This window comes from Enterobacter sp. ECC-019 (genome assembly GCF_043974075.1).
In the GTDB taxonomy this organism is placed as follows: Bacteria; Pseudomonadota; Gammaproteobacteria; order Enterobacterales; family Enterobacteriaceae; genus Enterobacter; species Enterobacter asburiae_D.
This window is the reverse complement of record NZ_CP143759.1, coordinates 2,889,006-2,904,933: the sequence shown is the minus strand read 5'-3', so window position 1 is coordinate 2,904,933 and position 15,928 is coordinate 2,889,006. Positions and strand designations below refer to the sequence as shown.

Here is a 15,928-nt window from a genome sequence, read left to right as displayed (position 1 = left end):
GGGTACTCACATTGTTTTTATGCTCAAACACGCTCAAGGATCATGGCAATGCCCTGACCCACACCGATGCACATCGTACACAGCGCGTAGCGCCCGCCGCGTCGGTGCAGTTCATTGCTCGCGGCCAGCGCCAGTCTGGCACCGCTCATGCCCAGCGGGTGGCCCAGCGCAATCGCGCCACCGTTCGGGTTGACGTGCGCGGCATCATCCGGCAGGCCTAACTGACGCAGCACGCCCAGCGCCTGCGCGGCGAACGCTTCGTTAAGCTCGATCACGTCCATATCGTTAATACTGAGCCCGGCGCGCTCCAGCACCTTGCGGGTGGCGGGTACCGGGCCGAGCCCCATCAGACGTGGCTCCACGCCTGCCGTCGCCATCGCCACGATCCGCGTGCGCGGGACTAACCCCTGCGCCAGCGCCATCTTCTCGCTGGCGACGATCAGCGCCGCAGCGCCGTCGTTTACGCCGGAGGCATTTCCCGCCGTAACCACCCCGTTCATACGAAACGGCGTTTTTAGCCCGGCAAGCTGTTCGAGCGTGGTGTCCGCGCGCGGATGTTCATCCACGCTGAACGCTGTGACTGCACCTTTCTTGCCCGGCACCAGTACCGGCACAATCTCCTGCGCCAGAATGCCGTTCTGCTGAGCCTGCGCAGTACGCTGCTGGCTTCGCAGCGCAAACGCGTCCTGATCGGCACGGCTAATATTTAACAATTCAGCTACATTCTCTGCCGTTTCCGGCATACTGTCAGTTCCGAATTGCTGATGCATGAGCGGATTCACAAATCGCCAGCCGATGGTGGTATCAAAGATCTCCGCCTGACGCTGAAACGCGGCGGTGGCTTTGCCCATCACAAACGGCGCGCGAGACATCGACTCCACGCCGCCCGCAATCAGCAGGTCGCCGTCGCCTGCCTTAATGGCGCGCGCGGCGAAACCAATCGCGTCCAGCCCCGATCCGCACAGGCGGTTAATGGTGGTCCCGGAGACCGTCTGCGGCAGGCCGGCCAGCAGGGACGACATACGCGCTACGTTGCGGTTATCTTCCCCCGCCTGGTTGGCGCAGCCGAAGATCACATCATCGATCTGCTCGAGGTCGAGCTGGGGATAGCGGGCCAGCAGCGCGCGCAGCGGCACGGCACCGAGATCGTCGGTTCGGACTGCGGCAAGCGCGCCGCCGTAGCGCCCCACCGGGGTTCGAACGCCATCACAAATAAATGCGTCACGCATCTGCCTCTCCTGTCACGCTGCCGCCGATGCGGTGAGATTTTCCGCGAAAAAGGGCGACGGTTTTCTGTTGTTGGTTCTGGATTTCAATGTCATACACGCCGGTCAGCTTGCCCTGATGCATCACCCGCGCGGTGGCGGTGAGCGTGTCCCCGGCAAAGCCCGGACGCAGAAAATCAATCGAGCAGCCAGAGGCTACCGCCGCCAGCCCCTGGCTGTTGCAGGCGTAGGCAAAGGCGGTGTCTGCCAGCGAAAAAAGCTGTCCGCCGTGGCAGGTTTTGTGGCCGTTAAGCATCTGCGGGGTGATGGTCATGGTCACCACCGCGTAGCCTTCCTCCATGTCGACAATGTCCATCCCCATCGCCTGCGCGCAGGCGTCCCGTTCGTACATCGCGCGGGCGTTATGCCAGGCGTTATGACTCATAGCTACTCTCCAGAAGCGCGCGCTGGCGCAGCAGTGAACAGGGGCGATAGCGCTCTTCGCCGTAATGACGCTGCAGGTTCTCCAGCAGCGTCAGCAGCCGCTGCCAGCCCAGACGCTCACCCCAGGCGATCGGCCCGATCGGGTAGTTCACGCCCAGGCGCATGGCGGTGTCGATGTCCTTCTCGCTGGCGACCCCTTTTTGCAGGGCATCCAGCGCTTCGTTGGCAATCATCGCCAGCGTGCGCCAGACCAGCAGGCCGGGATAATCGGCAATTTGCACCACCCGGTTACCCTGCTGTTGCAGGTAGTGGATCACCTTTTGCGTCGCGGTGTGCGGGTTGCTGGCGGCCGCTGCAATCACCGCCACATCGCGCTCAATGCGGTCCACTACCACCACCGCGCCGTTGAGCCGCAGCGCCAGCGCCTGAGCGGTTTCCCCCTGCGTTTCAATCAGATACACATCATCAATTTCGGTGACGCCGTCACGTATTTTTTCCACGCGCATCGGGCTGTAGCTGTCGTTCACGGCTGGAACCCACCGCACCTCGGGTTTGTCACCCTGCCAGTCGTAGACGCCCTTCCCGCTCTTTTTGCCCAGCCTTCCTGCCAGCACCAGCTCCTGCTGCACCAGCGAAGGCAGAAAACGACGCTCCTGCCAGAAGGCGTTAAATACCGAGCAGGTCACCGCGAAATTTACGTCCTGACCAATCATGTCGGTCAGCTCCAGCGGCCCCATCGGGAAACCGCCGCCTTCGCGCAGGGCGGCATCAATCACCTCCGGCGGCGCGACCTGCTCTTCCAGCGCGCGCCAGGCTTCGGAATAGAACGGACGCGCGACGCGGTTGACGATGAACCCCGGCGTTGACTGGCAGCGAACGGGCTGTTTGCCCCAGTTCAGCGCCAGCTCGCAGAGCGCATCTGCCACTTCCGGAGAGGTCGCCAGCCCGCTGACCACCTCCACCAGCTTCATCACCGGTGCAGGGTTAAAGAAATGCAGCCCTGCGACCCGTTCCGGATGGTGGATGTCCGCCGCAATCGCCGTGACGGAGATAGAGGAGGTGTTACTGGTCAACAACGTCTGCGGCGGGCAGACTTCCGCCAGTTTCGCAAACAGCGTTTTTTTGACGTCAAGGCGTTCGGAGGCCGCCTCAATAACCAAATCTGCCGATGCCAGCGCATCGATATCCGTCACCGGAACCAGTCGGGCGAGGATCTGTCCGCTCGCGTCCGCAGAAAGCTTTCCGCGCGTTACCCGGGACGCGAGGCGTTGACGAATGCCGTCAATCGCGCGGGAAATGGCGTCGGCAGAAATGTCGTAAATCAGAACCTGATGACCGTGGCTTGCCGCCACTTCGGCAATCCCTGCGCCCATCGTGCCGCTGCCAATCACGGCGACAGTGCGTATGTTCAGCATCTTATTTCCCCGCAAAGTTCGGCGCGCGCTTCGCCAGGAAGGCGCTGACGCCCTCGCGGTAATCATCGCTGCGCCCGGCCAGGCGCTGATAGTCGCGCTCCAGATCGAGCTGGGCGTCCAGGGTATTGGTTTCCGCGGCGTTGATGGCCTGCTTGATCAGCCCCAGCCCGAAGGTCGGCTGAGAGGCAAAATGCAGCGCCATCTGCTGCGCCGTGGTGGAGAGCTGTTCGTCATCCACCACCTGCCAGATCATCCCCCAGGCCTGCGCCTGTTCGGCGCTGAGTTTGTCGCCGAGCAGCGCCAGCCCCATGGCGCGGGCGCGTCCGGCCACGCGCGGCAGCAGCCATGTGCCGCCGCAGTCCGGCACCAGGCCGAGCTTGCTGAAGGCCATCACAAAGTTGGCGGAACGCGCGGCAATGACCATGTCGCAGCCTAATGCCAGCGTCGCACCCGCCCCCGCGGCCACGCCGTTAACCGCGCAAATGACCGGTTTCGGCAGCTTGGCCAGGCGGCGCACCAGCGGGTTATAGAAGGTTTCAACGGACATCCCCAGATCCGGCGCCGGGCCGTTGGGGTCGACGTTGCGGTCGTTCAGATCCTGACCGGCGCAAAAGCCGCGTCCCGCCCCGGTGATCAGCAGGCAGCGAACGGTGTCATCCCGCTCGGCCTGCTTCAGGCACTCGGCAAGCTGCTGGTGCATCACGTCGTTAAAGCTGTTCAGACGCTCCGGACGGTTCAGCGTAATGGTCATTACGCCCTGCTCAACATGACTGAGAATAAATTCCACAATTAGCGTCCTTTAAAGTCGGGGGTGCGTTTTTGTAAGAAGGCGTCGATGCCTTCCCGGCGGTCTTCGGTGGCAGAAAGCAGCGTAAACAGCTGGCGCTCCTGCGCGAGCCCGGCCTGGAGCGGTACCTCCTGAGACTGGCGCAGCGCCTGTTTCGCCGCCTGCAGCGCCAGCGGAGAGTGGCGCGCCATCAGCGCCGCCTGCTTCAGGGCATACTCCAGCGTCAGCGCTGCCGGGAAAACGTCGCTGACCAGCCCCGCGCTCAGCGCCTGCTGCGCGGAGATACTCTCTCCGGTCAGCACCATTTTGCTGGCAAGGGATTTACCGACGCTGCGAATCAGACGCTGGGTACCGCCCGCGCCGGGCATAATGCCCAGCGTGATTTCCGGCAGACCAAAACGGGCGTTATCGCCAGCAATGACCACGTCGCACAGCAGCGCCAGCTCGCAGCCTGCGCCGAGCGCAAAGCCGTTCACGGCCGCGATCAGCGGTTTGCTGAACGCGTTAATGCGCGCCCACAGCTGCGGGCGGATATCGTTCAGGGTGGCGGGCAGGTCTTTCTCCGCCATTTCGTTGAGATCGGCCCCGGCGGCAAAGCAGCGCTCGCTGCCGTAAATCACGCAGACGGCGATGTCGACATCCACGGCGGCGGCCTCCAGCTGTTCCGCAAGCTGCGTCAACAGCGCATTGTTGAGGGCGTTGCGCGCCGCCGGACGGTTGAGCGTCAGTTGCAGCACGCGGCCATGACGGGTAACAATCAGTTCGCTCATGCCATCCCCTTCGCGTCGAAGTCGACAATCACGTCGGCGGTTAACGGCAGCGACTGGCAGCTCAGCACGTATCCGGCGGCCAGCTCGTCTGGCTCCAGGCTGTAGTTGGTCGCCATGTCCACCTTCCCGCGCAGCACTTTGCATTTACAGGTGGCGCACACGCCGCCCTTGCAGGCATACGGGAGATCCGCCCCCTGACGCAGGGCGGCATCCAGGATGCTTTCGTCGTCCGCCGTCAGAGTGATTTCACGGTCGCGCCCGTCCTGGCGCACGGTCACTTTCTGGCCTTCCGCCTGCACGTTCACCGCGCGTTTAACGGCGCGTTCTGGCGCATTAAAGCGCTCAAGATGAATGGATTTTTCCGGCATCCCCAGCGCTTTCAGCGCAGCTTCCGCGTCGTCCATCATCGCCGTCGGGCCGCAGATAAAGGCTTCGTCGTACTGGCGGAAGTTGATCAGGGTTTTCGCCAGCGCCTGCAGTTTTTCCCCGTCTATGCGGCCGTAGAGCAGGTCGCTGTCCAGCCGCTCCTGGCTGAAGATGGAGACCAGCTGGAGCCGCTGCGGGTATTTATCCTTCAGGTCCGCGAGCGCCCGGCGGAACATCATGCTCTGGCTGCTGCGGTTGCCGTAGATCAGAGTGAAATGGCTGTTCGGTTCGGTAGCAAGCGTAGCGGAGATAATCGCCAGCATCGGGGTGATCCCGGAGCCTGCCGCAATCGCCAGATAGTGGCCTTCACGTTCAGCCCGCGGCTGGTAGCCAAACTGTCCCTGAGGGACCATCACCTCCAGCGCCATGCCCGCTTTGATCTTATCCCGGGCATAGCGGGAAAAGCGCCCGCCGTCGATGGCTTTGACCGCCACGCTGATCTCGCCCGGGGCGGTACTCCGGCAGATGGAGTAGCAGCGGCGCAGCTCGTCCCCGTCAAGCTTCGTTTTTAACGTCAGGTGCTGGCCGGGGCGGAAGCGGTAGGCGTCCTGCAGCGCCTGCGGCACCGCGAACGTGATGGTCACCGCGTCGCGGGTTTCGGGTTCCACTTTTGCCACTGTTAATGAATGAAACGTTGTCATGGCAGCCTCAAATACATTTGAAATAGTCGAATGGCTCACGGCAGGTATTGCAGCGGTAGAGCGCTTTGCAGGCCGTCGAACCAAATTCACTGATAAGCGAGGTATCGGTGCTGGCGCAGCGCGGGCAGCGCACCTCCGCCGGAATATGCGCGTGACAGCTATGCCCCACGGGCGGGCTGATGCCGTACGCCCGCAGGCGTTCGCGCGCGTCGGCGGTCATCCAGTCGGTGGTCCAGGCGGGCTCAAGCTGGAGCACAATATGCACCGGAGTAAAGCCGTTCGCGGTCATCGCGTCGCGGATCGCCCCCAGCAGGTGTTCCGTTGCCGGACAGCCCGAGTAGGTTGGCGTGAAGCCAATGACCCAGCCTTCCCCCTGCGCCTTCACGCTGCGCACCATGCCTAAATCGGTGATGGTTAATACCGGCACTTCTGGATCGGGGATCTGGCTTAACAGCGCCCAGATCTCTGGAATTTGCGCAGGCGCGATGTCGACGAGGCGTTGCATAGCGTTCTCCTTTACCACTGCTGACCGGGATACGCGCGCTGGAGATACTGCATTTCCGCCAGCATCGGGCCCAGATGTTCGGTATGCAGCCCCCTCTTGCCCCCGGTGCGATACGCCACCTCTGCGGGCACCTGCAGGCAGGCTTCATTGAGACCGGCAAAGACTTCGCTTTCCCACGGCTGGCGCAGGACGCGCGGGTCAACCGCCGCGCCCGAGTCAATCAGCGCCAGCTCGACCTCGTCGGCTTCAAACAGCTCCGCCGTAAAACGCCACAGGCTGTCGATGGCCTGCTGCATCTTTTGCGCAGACGCTTCTGTCCCGTCGCCCAGTCGTACCAGCCAGCCGCGGCTGAAGCGCAGGTGGTAGCGAGCCTCTTTAATGGCTTTGGCGGCGATGGCGGCAAGCTGGCCGTCGCTGCTCCGGGTCAGGCGTTCGTACAGCGCCACGTTCCAGGCATCCATCAGGTACTGGCGGGCAATCGTGTCGGCGAAGCTGCCGTTCGGCTGCTCTACCAGCAGGACGTTGCGGAACTGACGTTCGTCGCGGCCAAACGCCAGCGTGTCTTCATCGCCCTGGCCTTCCCGTTCCGCGGCATAGGTCAGGAAATTGCGCGCCTGGCCCAGCAGGTCGAGACCGATATTGGCGAGCGCGAGGTCGATTTCCAGCTCCGGCGCGTGGCCGCACCAGGCGCCCAGACGCTGGGAGAGCACCAGACCGTTGTCGCCCAGACGCAGGGCATAGGCAGTCACTGAATTCATTCTTTGCCTCACATATGCTCGATGCCGTCAGGGATGGTGTAGAACGTCGGGTGGCGGTAAACCTTGCTTTCCGCCGGGTCGAAGAACTCGCCGCTCTCTTCGGGCTGAGAGGCGACAATCTCGCTCGCCTTAACCACCCAGATAGAGCACCCTTCGCTGCGCCGGGTATAGGCATCGCGCGCATTTTCCAGCGCCATGCGGTCGTCGGCGGCATGCAGACTGCCCACGTGACGGTGGGATAACCCTTGTTTGCTGCGTACGAACACTTCGTACAGCGGCCAGTAGACATTGCTCATGGTTATTTCCTCTTATGCGGCCTGACGGGCGCGCTGTTTTTCGGCGTGCGCCAGCGCGGCTTCCCGCACCCACGCCCCCTCTTCCCAGGCTTTACGCTTGGCGGCCAGGCGTTCGTGGTTGCAGATGCCGCGCCCGTTAATGACCTCTTCAAACTCCTGCCAGTCGATCTCGCCGAAGCGGTAATGACCGCTCTCGTCATCAAAGCGCAGGTCGGGATCGGGCACCGTCATGCCCAGCATCTCCACCTGCGGCACCGTGTTGTCGACAAAGCGCTGGCGCAGCTCATCATTACCGAAGCGTTTGATTTTCCAGGCCAGACTGCGGGCGCTGTTCGGCGAGTTGTCGTCGTTCGGCCCGAACATCATCAGCGCCGGCCACCAGAAGCGGTTGATGGCGTCCTGCAGCATCTGGCGCTGGGCCTCGCTGCCCTGCGCCAGCGCCATGCAGGCCTCAAAGCCCTGACGCTGGTGGAAGCTCTCTTCTTTACAGATTTTCACCATCGCGCGGGCATACGGACCGTAGGAGGTCCGGCACAGCGCCACCTGGTTGACGATAGCGGCGCCGTCCACCAGCCAGCCAATCACGCCGATATCGGCCCAGCTCAGGGTCGGATAGTTGAAGATGGAGGAGTATTTCATCCTGCCGTCGAGCATCTTCTGGTAGATGTCTTCCCGCGCGCAGCCCAGCGTTTCCGCCGCGCTGTAGAGGTAGAGCCCGTGCCCGGCTTCGTCCTGCACTTTCGCCAGCAGGATCGCTTTTCGGCGCAGCGTCGGCGCGCGGGCGATCCAGTTCCCCTCCGGCAGCATGCCGACAATTTCTGAGTGCGCATGCTGACCAATCTGACGGATCAACGTCTTACGGTAGGCGTCAGGCATCCAGTCCTGAGGCTCAATCGCCGTCTCCTGCGCTATGCGCTGCTCAAACCGTTGTTCTTGCGTCACGTCATCACCTTTATGATTCGTTAGTTTGCAAATTAAAGCGTAATGTTGAATCACTTTGTTTTTTAAAAGTTACACAAAGGTTAAATATAACCCCAAGAGTTGTTTCCTGGTTTTGTGATGTTGCTCGCAAGGCTTTTACTGCAGGTGCGCTGAAGCGCGTCCTGGCGCGCCGCGTTTCATCAGGGTGGATCACAATGTTAACAATTCATTAAAACTCAGCTTGATTTTTATGATTCACGATCAAACTATTAATGAGCAAATTACGTAACATTTGGAGATAAGCGATGCAGCAGTTAGCCAGCTTCGTGTCCGGTACCTGGCAGTCTGGCCGGGGCCGCGAACGCACTATTCATCACGCCATCAGCGGCGAAGCGCTGTGGAGCGTAACCAGCGAAGGGCTGGACATGGCGGCCGCCCGTCGCTATGCGATTGAGCGCGGCGGTGAAGCGCTTCACGAGATGACCTTTATCGAACGTGCGGCCATGCTGAAGGCGGTGGCAAAGCACCTGCTTAACGAGAAAGAGACGTTTTATGCCCTGTCGGCCCAGACAGGCGCGACGAAGGCGGACAGCTGGGTAGATATTGAAGGCGGCATCGGCACCCTCTTCACTTACGCCAGCCTGGGCAGCCGCGAGCTGCCGGATGATACGCTGTGGCCGGAAGACGAGTTAATCCCGCTGTCGAAAGAAGGCGGCTTTGCGGCGCGCCACGTCCTGACCTCGAAATCCGGGGTGGCGGTGCACATCAACGCCTTTAACTTCCCCTGCTGGGGGATGCTGGAAAAGCTGGCGCCGACCTGGCTTGCCGGGATGCCCGCCATCATCAAACCCGCTACCGCTACCGCGCAGGTGACGCAGGCGATGGTGAAATCCATCGTCGACAGCGGACTGGTGCCGGACGGTGCCATCAGCCTGATCTGCGGCGGCGCGGGGGATCTCCTCGACCAGCTCGACAGCCAGGACGTGGTGACCTTTACCGGCTCTGCCAGTACAGGGCAAAGCCTGCGCGTGCACCCGAATATTGTCGCGAATTCGATTCCGTTCACCATGGAAGCCGACTCCCTGAACTGCTGCGTGCTGGGTGAAGACGTTACCCCGGACCAGCCGGAATTTGCCCTGTTCATTCGGGAAGTGGTGCGCGAGATGACCGCCAAGGCCGGGCAGAAATGTACTGCTATCCGCCGCATTATCGTCCCGCAAAACCAGATTGACGCCGTGAGCCAGGCGCTGATTGCGCGGCTGGAAAAGGTGGTGGTGGGCGACCCGGCGCAGGAAGGCGTGAAGATGGGGGCGCTGGTCAACGCCGAACAGCGCGCGGACGTGCAGGAGAAAGTGGATCAGCTGATCGCCGCTGGCTGCCAGATACGTCTGGGCGGCAAAGCAGATTTGCAGGCCGCTGGCGCGTTCTTCCCACCGACCCTGCTGTTCTGCCCGCAGCCGGACGAAACCCCGGCCGTCCACGCGACCGAAGCCTTCGGCCCGGTTGCAACGCTGATGCCGTATCGCAACGCACGCCACGCGATGCAGCTTGCCCGCGCGGGCGGCGGCAGCCTGGCGGGTACGCTGGTCACCGCAGACCTGGCCATTGCCCGCCAGTTTATTGCCGGCGCGGCGCGCGCCCACGGGCGTATTCAGATCCTTAACGAGGAATCAGCAAAAGAGTCTACCGGCCACGGCTCCCCGCTTCCTCAGCTGGTCCACGGCGGCCCGGGCCGCGCGGGCGGCGGCGAAGAGCTGGGCGGTCTGCGTGCGGTGAAGCACTACCTGCAGCGCACCGCAATCCAGGGCAGCCCGACGATGCTGGCCGCCATTGGCAAACAGTGGGTGCGGGGCGCAACGGTGCAGGAAGATCGCGTTCATCCGTTCCGCAAATACTTCGAGGAGCTACAGCCGGGTGACAGCCTGCTGACGCCGCGCCGCACCCTGACGGAAGCGGATATCGTGAACTTTGCCTGCCTGAGCGGCGACCACTTCTACGCCCATATGGACAAGATCGGTGCGGCAGAGTCAATCTTTGGCGAGCGCGTGGTGCACGGTTATTTCCTGATTTCCGCCGCGGCGGGACTGTTCGTCGACGCGGGCGTCGGGCCGGTCATTGCCAACTACGGTATGGAAAACCTGCGCTTTATCGAGCCGGTTAAACCAGGCGATACCATTCAGGTGCGTCTGACCTGCAAACGTAAAACGCTGAAGAAACAGCGAACCGCAGAGGAAAAACCGACCGGCGTGGTGGAATGGGCGGTTGAGATCTTCAACCAGCACCAGCAGGCCGTGGCGCTCTACTCCATTTTGACGCTGGTGGCGCGCCAGCAGGGCGAATTCTGACACCTTCCCTTCACCGCCTTTTCTGCCGGGTGGCGCGATGCTTACCCGGCCTACGGCGACCTGCCGGGGTGTGACGCCGCCCCGCTCTTTTTTTAACCTGGCAAGACTGACAAATAACCTGGCAGATGCAGGCAAACGCTTTTCTCATGGGCCTGTCAGGATAAGGCTGTCACAACACAATAAACACAACAAGATGAGGTCTACGATGGGAAGCAATTCTTCTTTTTCTGCCCGTAGAACGGCGCTGGCCATGGCCGTTGCGCTGTGTTGCGCCTGGCAATCCCCTGTTTTCGCCCACGGCAGCGAGGCGCATATGGTCCCGATGGACAAAACGCTGCAGGACTTTGGCGCGGACGTTCAGTGGGATGATTACGCACAGATGTTCACCATTGCGAAAGACGGTGCCTTTGTGAAGGTTAAACCGGGCGCAAAAACCGCCATCGTCAACGGTAAAACCCTCAGGCTTGAGGTGCCGGTGGTGATGAAAGGCAAGAAAGCCTTTATTTCCGATACCTTCATCAACGATGTTTTCCAGTCAGGCCTCGATCGGACCTTCCAGGTTGAAAAACGCCCTCACCCGCTAAACGCGCTAACGGCGGACGAAATTAAGCAGGCCGTTGAGATTGTGAAAGCCTCGGCGGATTTTAAACCGAATACCCGCTTTACCCAAATCGCCCTTGCAGAGCCTGAGAAAGCTAAAGTGTGGGACTTTGTGCTTAACGGTACGGCCGTGGATGCCCCCCGCCAGGCGAAGATCGTCATGCTTGATGGAAAACACGTTATCGAAAGCGTGGTGGACCTGAAGGATAAAAAAATCCTGCGCTGGGAACCGGTGAAAGACGCGCACGGCATGGTGCTGCTGGATGATTTCACCGCAGTTCAGCAGATCATCAACGAAAGTACAGAGTTCGCCGAGGTGCTTAAAAAACACGGCATCACCGACCCGAAAAAAGTGATTACCACCCCGCTGACCGTCGGCTATTTCGACGGCAAGGACGGCCTGAAGCAGGAAGATCGCCTGCTGAAGGTGGTGAGCTATCTGGATGTCGGCGACGGCAACTACTGGGCGCACCCGATTGAGAACCTGGTCGCGGTTGTCGATCTTGAGCAGAAGAAAATTCAGAAGATCGAAGAAGGCCCGGTCATCCCGGTTCCGCTCACCCCGCGCCCGTATGACGGCCGCGACCGGGTAGAAACGGTGAAGAAACCCCTGGAGATCGTCGAGCCTGAAGGCAAGAACTACACCATCACCGGGGATATGGTGCACTGGCAGAACTGGGATTTCCACCTGAGCCTGGATTCCCGCGTCGGCCCGATGATTTCAACCGTCACGTATAACGACAACGGCAAAAAGCGCCAGATTATGTATCAGGGGTCGCTTGGCGGCATGATCGTCCCTTACGGCGATCCGGACGTGGGCTGGTACTTTAAAGCCTATCTCGACTCCGGCGACTACGGTATGGGCACCCTGACCTCACCGCTGGTGCGCGGTAAAGACGTGCCGTCCAACGCCGTGATGCTCAATGAAACCATCCCGGATTACACCGGCGCGCCGATGGAGATCCCGCGCGCGATCGCCATTTTCGAACGCTACGCGGGGCCGGAATACAAACATCAGGAGATGGGCCAGCCAAACGTCAGCACCGAGCGCCGCGAGCTGGTGGTGCGCTGGGTAAGTACCGTGGGCAACTACGATTACATCTTCGACTGGGTGTTCCATGAAAATGGCACCATCGGCATTGATGCCGGCGCGACGGGTATCGAAGCGGTGAAAGGCGTTCAGGCGAAAACCATGCACGATGCCACCGCCAAAGACGACACAAAATACGGCACGCTGATCGACCATAACATCGTGGGCACCACGCACCAGCACATCTACAATTTCCGTCTTGATATGGACGTGGACGGCATCAACAACAAGCTGGTGGCCATGGACCCGGAAGTGAAGCCGAATACCGCCGGAGGCCCGCGCACCAGCACCATGCAGATCAATCAGTACGATATTGATACCGAGCAGCAGGCGGCGCAGAAATTCGACCCGGGCACCATTCGACTGCTGAGCAATACCAGTAAGGAGAACCGCATGGGCAACCCGGTCTCATACCAGATTATCCCTTACGCAGGCGGTACGCACCCGGTGGCGACCGGCGCGAAATTTGCCCCGGACGAGTGGATCTACCATCGCCTGAGCTTTATGGATAAACAGCTGTGGGTGACCCGCTACCACCCGGATGAACTTTACCCGGAAGGAAAATTCCCGAACCGCTCCATCCACGACACGGGCCTCGGACAGTACAGCAAGGATAACGAGTCGCTCAACGGTCAGGATGACGTGGTCTGGATGACCACCGGCACTACCCACGTCGCCCGCGCGGAGGAGTGGCCGATCATGCCGACGGAATGGGTGCATACCCTGCTTAAACCGTGGAACTTCTTCGACGAGACGCCAACGCTCGGGAAAAAGAAAGACGAACAGAAATAAATAACGCACCGGGCGCAATGCCCGGTTTTTCATCTATTTACTTGCTGAATACCTCTCCCCGATTATAGTTATTTCTACCTCGTTTATTTCCCTTACATTTCTTGAACCACTTTCAGCCAGGACACGAAGTTTCCACGAACGACGTAATACACCACTGAGAGGTTAGGATGAAATTCAATTTGATCGTCAGGAGTCTTGCTCTGGCTGGACTTGTTATTTCCGTCAGCTCCGCGTATGCCGCAGAAGCCCCGAAGGATGCCACGGCCGCAACGCAACAAGCTAATAACGCTCTGTTTAATCAGCTTCCTTTCTCCGATAACACCGATTTTACGGACGCCCATAAAGGCTTTATTGCCCCTATTCCTCAGGACATTATCAAAGGGGAACAAGGCAATGTCATTTGGGATCCACAGCCACGTTGACCACTATGGCGGCGTGCGCGGCGTGGTGGATGAAGCCGACGTGAAATCCGGCAAAGTGAAGGTCTACGCGCCTGCCGGGTTTATGGAAGCGGCCGTTGCCGAGAATATCATGGCGGGTAACGTGATGAGCCGCCGCGCCAGCTATATGTATGGCAACCTGCTGAAGCCAGACGCCAAAGGCCAGGTGGGTGCCGGTCTTGGAACAACGACCTCCGCCGGGACGGTCACGCTAATTGCCCCGACTAACATCATTGAGAAAAACGGGCAGAAAGAGGTTATCGACGGCCTGACCTATGATTTTATGCTCGCACCGGGATCCGAAGCGCCATCCGAAATGCTCTGGTATATCGAAGAGAAAAAACTGATTGAATCCGCTGAGGACGTGACCCACACCCTGCACAACACCTACTCGCTGCGCGGGGCCAAAATCCGCGAGCCGCTGCCGTGGTCGAAATACATCAACCAGGCGATTGTGCGCTGGGGTGACAAGGCCGAAATGACGCGCGACGAAATCGCCGCTAACTTCAAGCTACCGGATTCACTGGCGCATACCTGGGCCAACCGAGGCTATTACGGTTCGGTGAGCCATGACGTGAAAGCCACCTATGTGCTGTATCTGGGCTGGTTTGACGGCAACCCGGCGACGCTGGATGAACTGCCGCCTGAAGAAGGCGCGAAGAAATTCGTGGAGTATATGGGCGGCGCGGATGCCATCCTGAACAAGGCGAAAACCGACTTCGACCAGGGGAACTACCGCTGGGTGGCGCAGGTGGTAAGCAAAGTAGTCTTTGCCGATCCAAACAACCAGGTGGCGCGCAACCTGGAAGCGGATGCCCTGGAACAGCTTGGCTATCAGGCTGAGTCTGGCCCGTGGCGTAACTTCTACCTGACCGGTGCACAGGAGTTGCGTAACGGCGTGGTGAAAGGTCCAACGCCGAATACCGCCAGCCCTGATACGGTGCGCGCGATGACGCCAGAGATGTTCTTTGACTATCTGGCTGTTCATATCAATGGTCAGAAAGCCGGTGAGGCTAAATCGGTGTTTAACATTGATTTGGGCAGCGATGGCGGGAAGTACAAACTCGAGCTGGAAAACGGCGTGCTGAACCACACGGCGAATGCAGAAGCAAAAGATGCGGACGCGACGCTGACACTCAACCGTGACACCCTGAATAAAATCATCCTCAAGGAGGTTACCCTGAAACAGGCTCAGGACAGCGGAAATATTAAAATTACTGGCGACAGCGCGAAACTTGATGCCATGCTTAGCTATATGGACAAGTTTGATTTCTGGTTTAACATTGTGACACCGTAACGGTACACGTAAAAGGGCGGTTCGTCCGCCCTTTCCTGCTTCACGTGTTAGCCAGACAGGGTAAAAGCATCAATGGAAAAAAGAAAAAAACCGACGCTGGAACGGGCAACCTGGCCAACGCGCCATGCCATGGTCATGCACGGGCTGGCAATGAACCTGCCGTGGCTGGCCTTCGTCAACATCAGCTTCGCGGTGATGATTCTGCTGCGACACGTTCTGCTTAAGGCCAGCGATCCCCTTTATCCCCACTCGCCGCAGCTGACGAGAATGATCGATGCCTCCATGCTCGGCATTATCATCCTCTCAGCAGCACTGATCCTCATGGCCTGGCGGCGCATCGCCGGTATCAGCGTGGTGCTGTTTTTCTGCAGCGCCATCTGGTCGGTCTCCTGCTTCTGGTTTATCACCCAGCTACTGCTCCCGCACGTCTGGCCGCTGTGCGTTATTTTATTACTCGCCGGTTTAACGGCGCTCTATTTTTATCCTGAAGGGTTACTCGCCTTTGTGCTCCCGCTCTGGATCACCCTGCCGATAGCAAGCTGGATACTGAATGATGGTTTCAACCTTCATTTCGTCGTCATCTGGAGCGTGTTTTCGCTGATCCTGATCTGCGGGCGTTTCATTCTGTTGAGCTGGTTTGACGAAGCCTGGCGGCGTAACCAGCAAAATCAGCTGCTGATCTCCAGACTGGATGCGCTGGCGCATCAGGATCCGTTAACCAAAACCGCCAATCGCCGGAAAATGGAAGTGGTGCTGGAGAACGCGGTTGAGCAGAAAAAAAACTTCTCGGTGATTATGCTGGATATCGACTATTTCAAACGCTACAACGACACCTACGGGCACCAGGCGGGTGACGACTGCCTGACGCGCGTGGCGCGGGTGCTGAAGCAGTCGGTGCGAACGCCTGACGATGTGGTGTCACGCTACGGCGGCGAGGAGTTCGTGGTGATCCTGTTTAACTGCCCGGTAAACATCGCTGAAAAGGTGGCCTTACGCATTCAGGACGGCCTGCACGCGGAGTCCATACCGCACAGCGCGTCAACCGTTAGCGACCATGTCACCGTGAGCATGGGGATTGCGAGCATGGCGGAGGGGTTAGCGGGTACCGAAATCATCGCCCGCGCCGATGCGGCGCTGTATCGGGCGAAGGAGGCCGGGCGGGATCGGTGGTCGCTTTGAATAACGCCGGGTGGCGC

The 15,928-nt window shown here is 60.0% G+C and carries 13 protein-coding genes and 1 pseudogene; 4 read left to right on the top strand and 10 right to left on the bottom strand.

All coding sequences use genetic code 11. The features are described 5' to 3' along the window. Positions 1-23: 23 nt before the first annotated feature. From pcaF to paaA, 10 genes are read right to left on the bottom strand one after another with little or no spacing between them, the layout of a single operon-like run. Positions 24-1,229, bottom strand: a complete 1,206-nt coding sequence (gene pcaF / locus V1566_RS13855; RefSeq protein WP_395303654.1) for a 3-oxoadipyl-CoA thiolase — start codon at positions 1,227-1,229, stop codon at positions 24-26. Then, positions 1,222-1,650 carry a hydroxyphenylacetyl-CoA thioesterase PaaI gene (paaI, locus tag V1566_RS13850; protein WP_395303653.1) on the bottom strand — a complete coding sequence of 143 codons (429 nt, stop codon included), beginning with the start codon at positions 1,648-1,650 and terminating at the stop codon, positions 1,222-1,224. Before paaI ends, pcaF begins: the two co-directional genes overlap by 8 nt. Beyond that, positions 1,640-3,064, bottom strand: coding sequence for a 3-hydroxyacyl-CoA dehydrogenase PaaH (paaH, locus tag V1566_RS13845; protein WP_395303652.1), 1,425 nt, complete (start codon positions 3,062-3,064; stop codon positions 1,640-1,642). The genes paaI and paaH overlap by 11 nt, the downstream gene beginning before the upstream one ends. A gap of 1 nt (position 3,065) precedes the next feature. Beyond that, positions 3,066-3,854, bottom strand: a complete 789-nt coding sequence (paaG, locus tag V1566_RS13840) for a 2-(1,2-epoxy-1,2-dihydrophenyl)acetyl-CoA isomerase PaaG (RefSeq protein WP_395305992.1) — start codon at positions 3,852-3,854, stop codon at positions 3,066-3,068. Then, positions 3,854-4,621, bottom strand: coding sequence for a 2,3-dehydroadipyl-CoA hydratase PaaF (gene paaF, locus V1566_RS13835; RefSeq protein ID WP_395303651.1), 768 nt, complete (start codon positions 4,619-4,621; stop codon positions 3,854-3,856). The genes paaG and paaF overlap by 1 nt, the downstream gene beginning before the upstream one ends. Next, positions 4,618-5,688, bottom strand: coding sequence for a 1,2-phenylacetyl-CoA epoxidase subunit PaaE (gene paaE / locus V1566_RS13830; RefSeq protein ID WP_395303650.1), 1,071 nt, complete (start codon positions 5,686-5,688; stop codon positions 4,618-4,620). Before paaE ends, paaF begins: the two co-directional genes overlap by 4 nt. Before the next feature lie 7 nt (positions 5,689-5,695). Continuing rightward, complete coding sequence (gene paaD, locus V1566_RS13825) at positions 5,696-6,193, bottom strand: 1,2-phenylacetyl-CoA epoxidase subunit PaaD (RefSeq protein WP_395303649.1); 498 nt, start codon at positions 6,191-6,193, stop codon at positions 5,696-5,698. Between the two features lie 11 nt (positions 6,194-6,204). Beyond that, complete coding sequence (gene paaC / locus V1566_RS13820; protein ID WP_395303648.1) at positions 6,205-6,951, bottom strand: 1,2-phenylacetyl-CoA epoxidase subunit PaaC; 747 nt, start codon at positions 6,949-6,951, stop codon at positions 6,205-6,207. Between the two features lie 8 nt (positions 6,952-6,959). After that, positions 6,960-7,247, bottom strand: a complete 288-nt coding sequence (gene paaB / locus V1566_RS13815; protein WP_003857353.1) for a 1,2-phenylacetyl-CoA epoxidase subunit PaaB — start codon at positions 7,245-7,247, stop codon at positions 6,960-6,962. A gap of 12 nt (positions 7,248-7,259) precedes the next feature. After that, entirely contained in the window at positions 7,260-8,189 is a 930-nt protein-coding gene (gene paaA, locus V1566_RS13810; RefSeq protein WP_264438765.1) for a 1,2-phenylacetyl-CoA epoxidase subunit PaaA, read from the bottom strand. A gap of 284 nt (positions 8,190-8,473) precedes the next feature. On the opposite strand from paaA, the gene paaZ reads away from it, so the two are divergent. The 4 genes and pseudogenes from paaZ to V1566_RS13790 all read left to right on the top strand — a co-directional run bounded on the left by paaZ (position 8,474) and on the right by V1566_RS13790 (position 15,911). Beyond that, entirely contained in the window at positions 8,474-10,513 is a 2,040-nt protein-coding gene (gene paaZ, locus V1566_RS13805) for a phenylacetic acid degradation bifunctional protein PaaZ (protein ID WP_395303647.1), read from the top strand. A gap of 205 nt (positions 10,514-10,718) precedes the next feature. Then, positions 10,719-12,995, top strand: a complete 2,277-nt coding sequence (tynA, locus tag V1566_RS13800; RefSeq protein WP_395303646.1) for a primary-amine oxidase — start codon at positions 10,719-10,721, stop codon at positions 12,993-12,995. Between the two features lie 167 nt (positions 12,996-13,162). Continuing rightward, positions 13,163-14,732, top strand: a pseudogene (locus V1566_RS13795) (alkyl/aryl-sulfatase). A 72-nt stretch (positions 14,733-14,804) separates the two neighbouring features. After that, the gene (locus V1566_RS13790) at positions 14,805-15,911 is read left to right on the top strand and encodes a membrane-associated sensor domain-containing protein (RefSeq protein WP_395303645.1); all 1,107 of its coding nucleotides are present in this window, start codon (positions 14,805-14,807) and stop codon (positions 15,909-15,911) included. Positions 15,912-15,928: the final 17 nt, after the last annotated feature.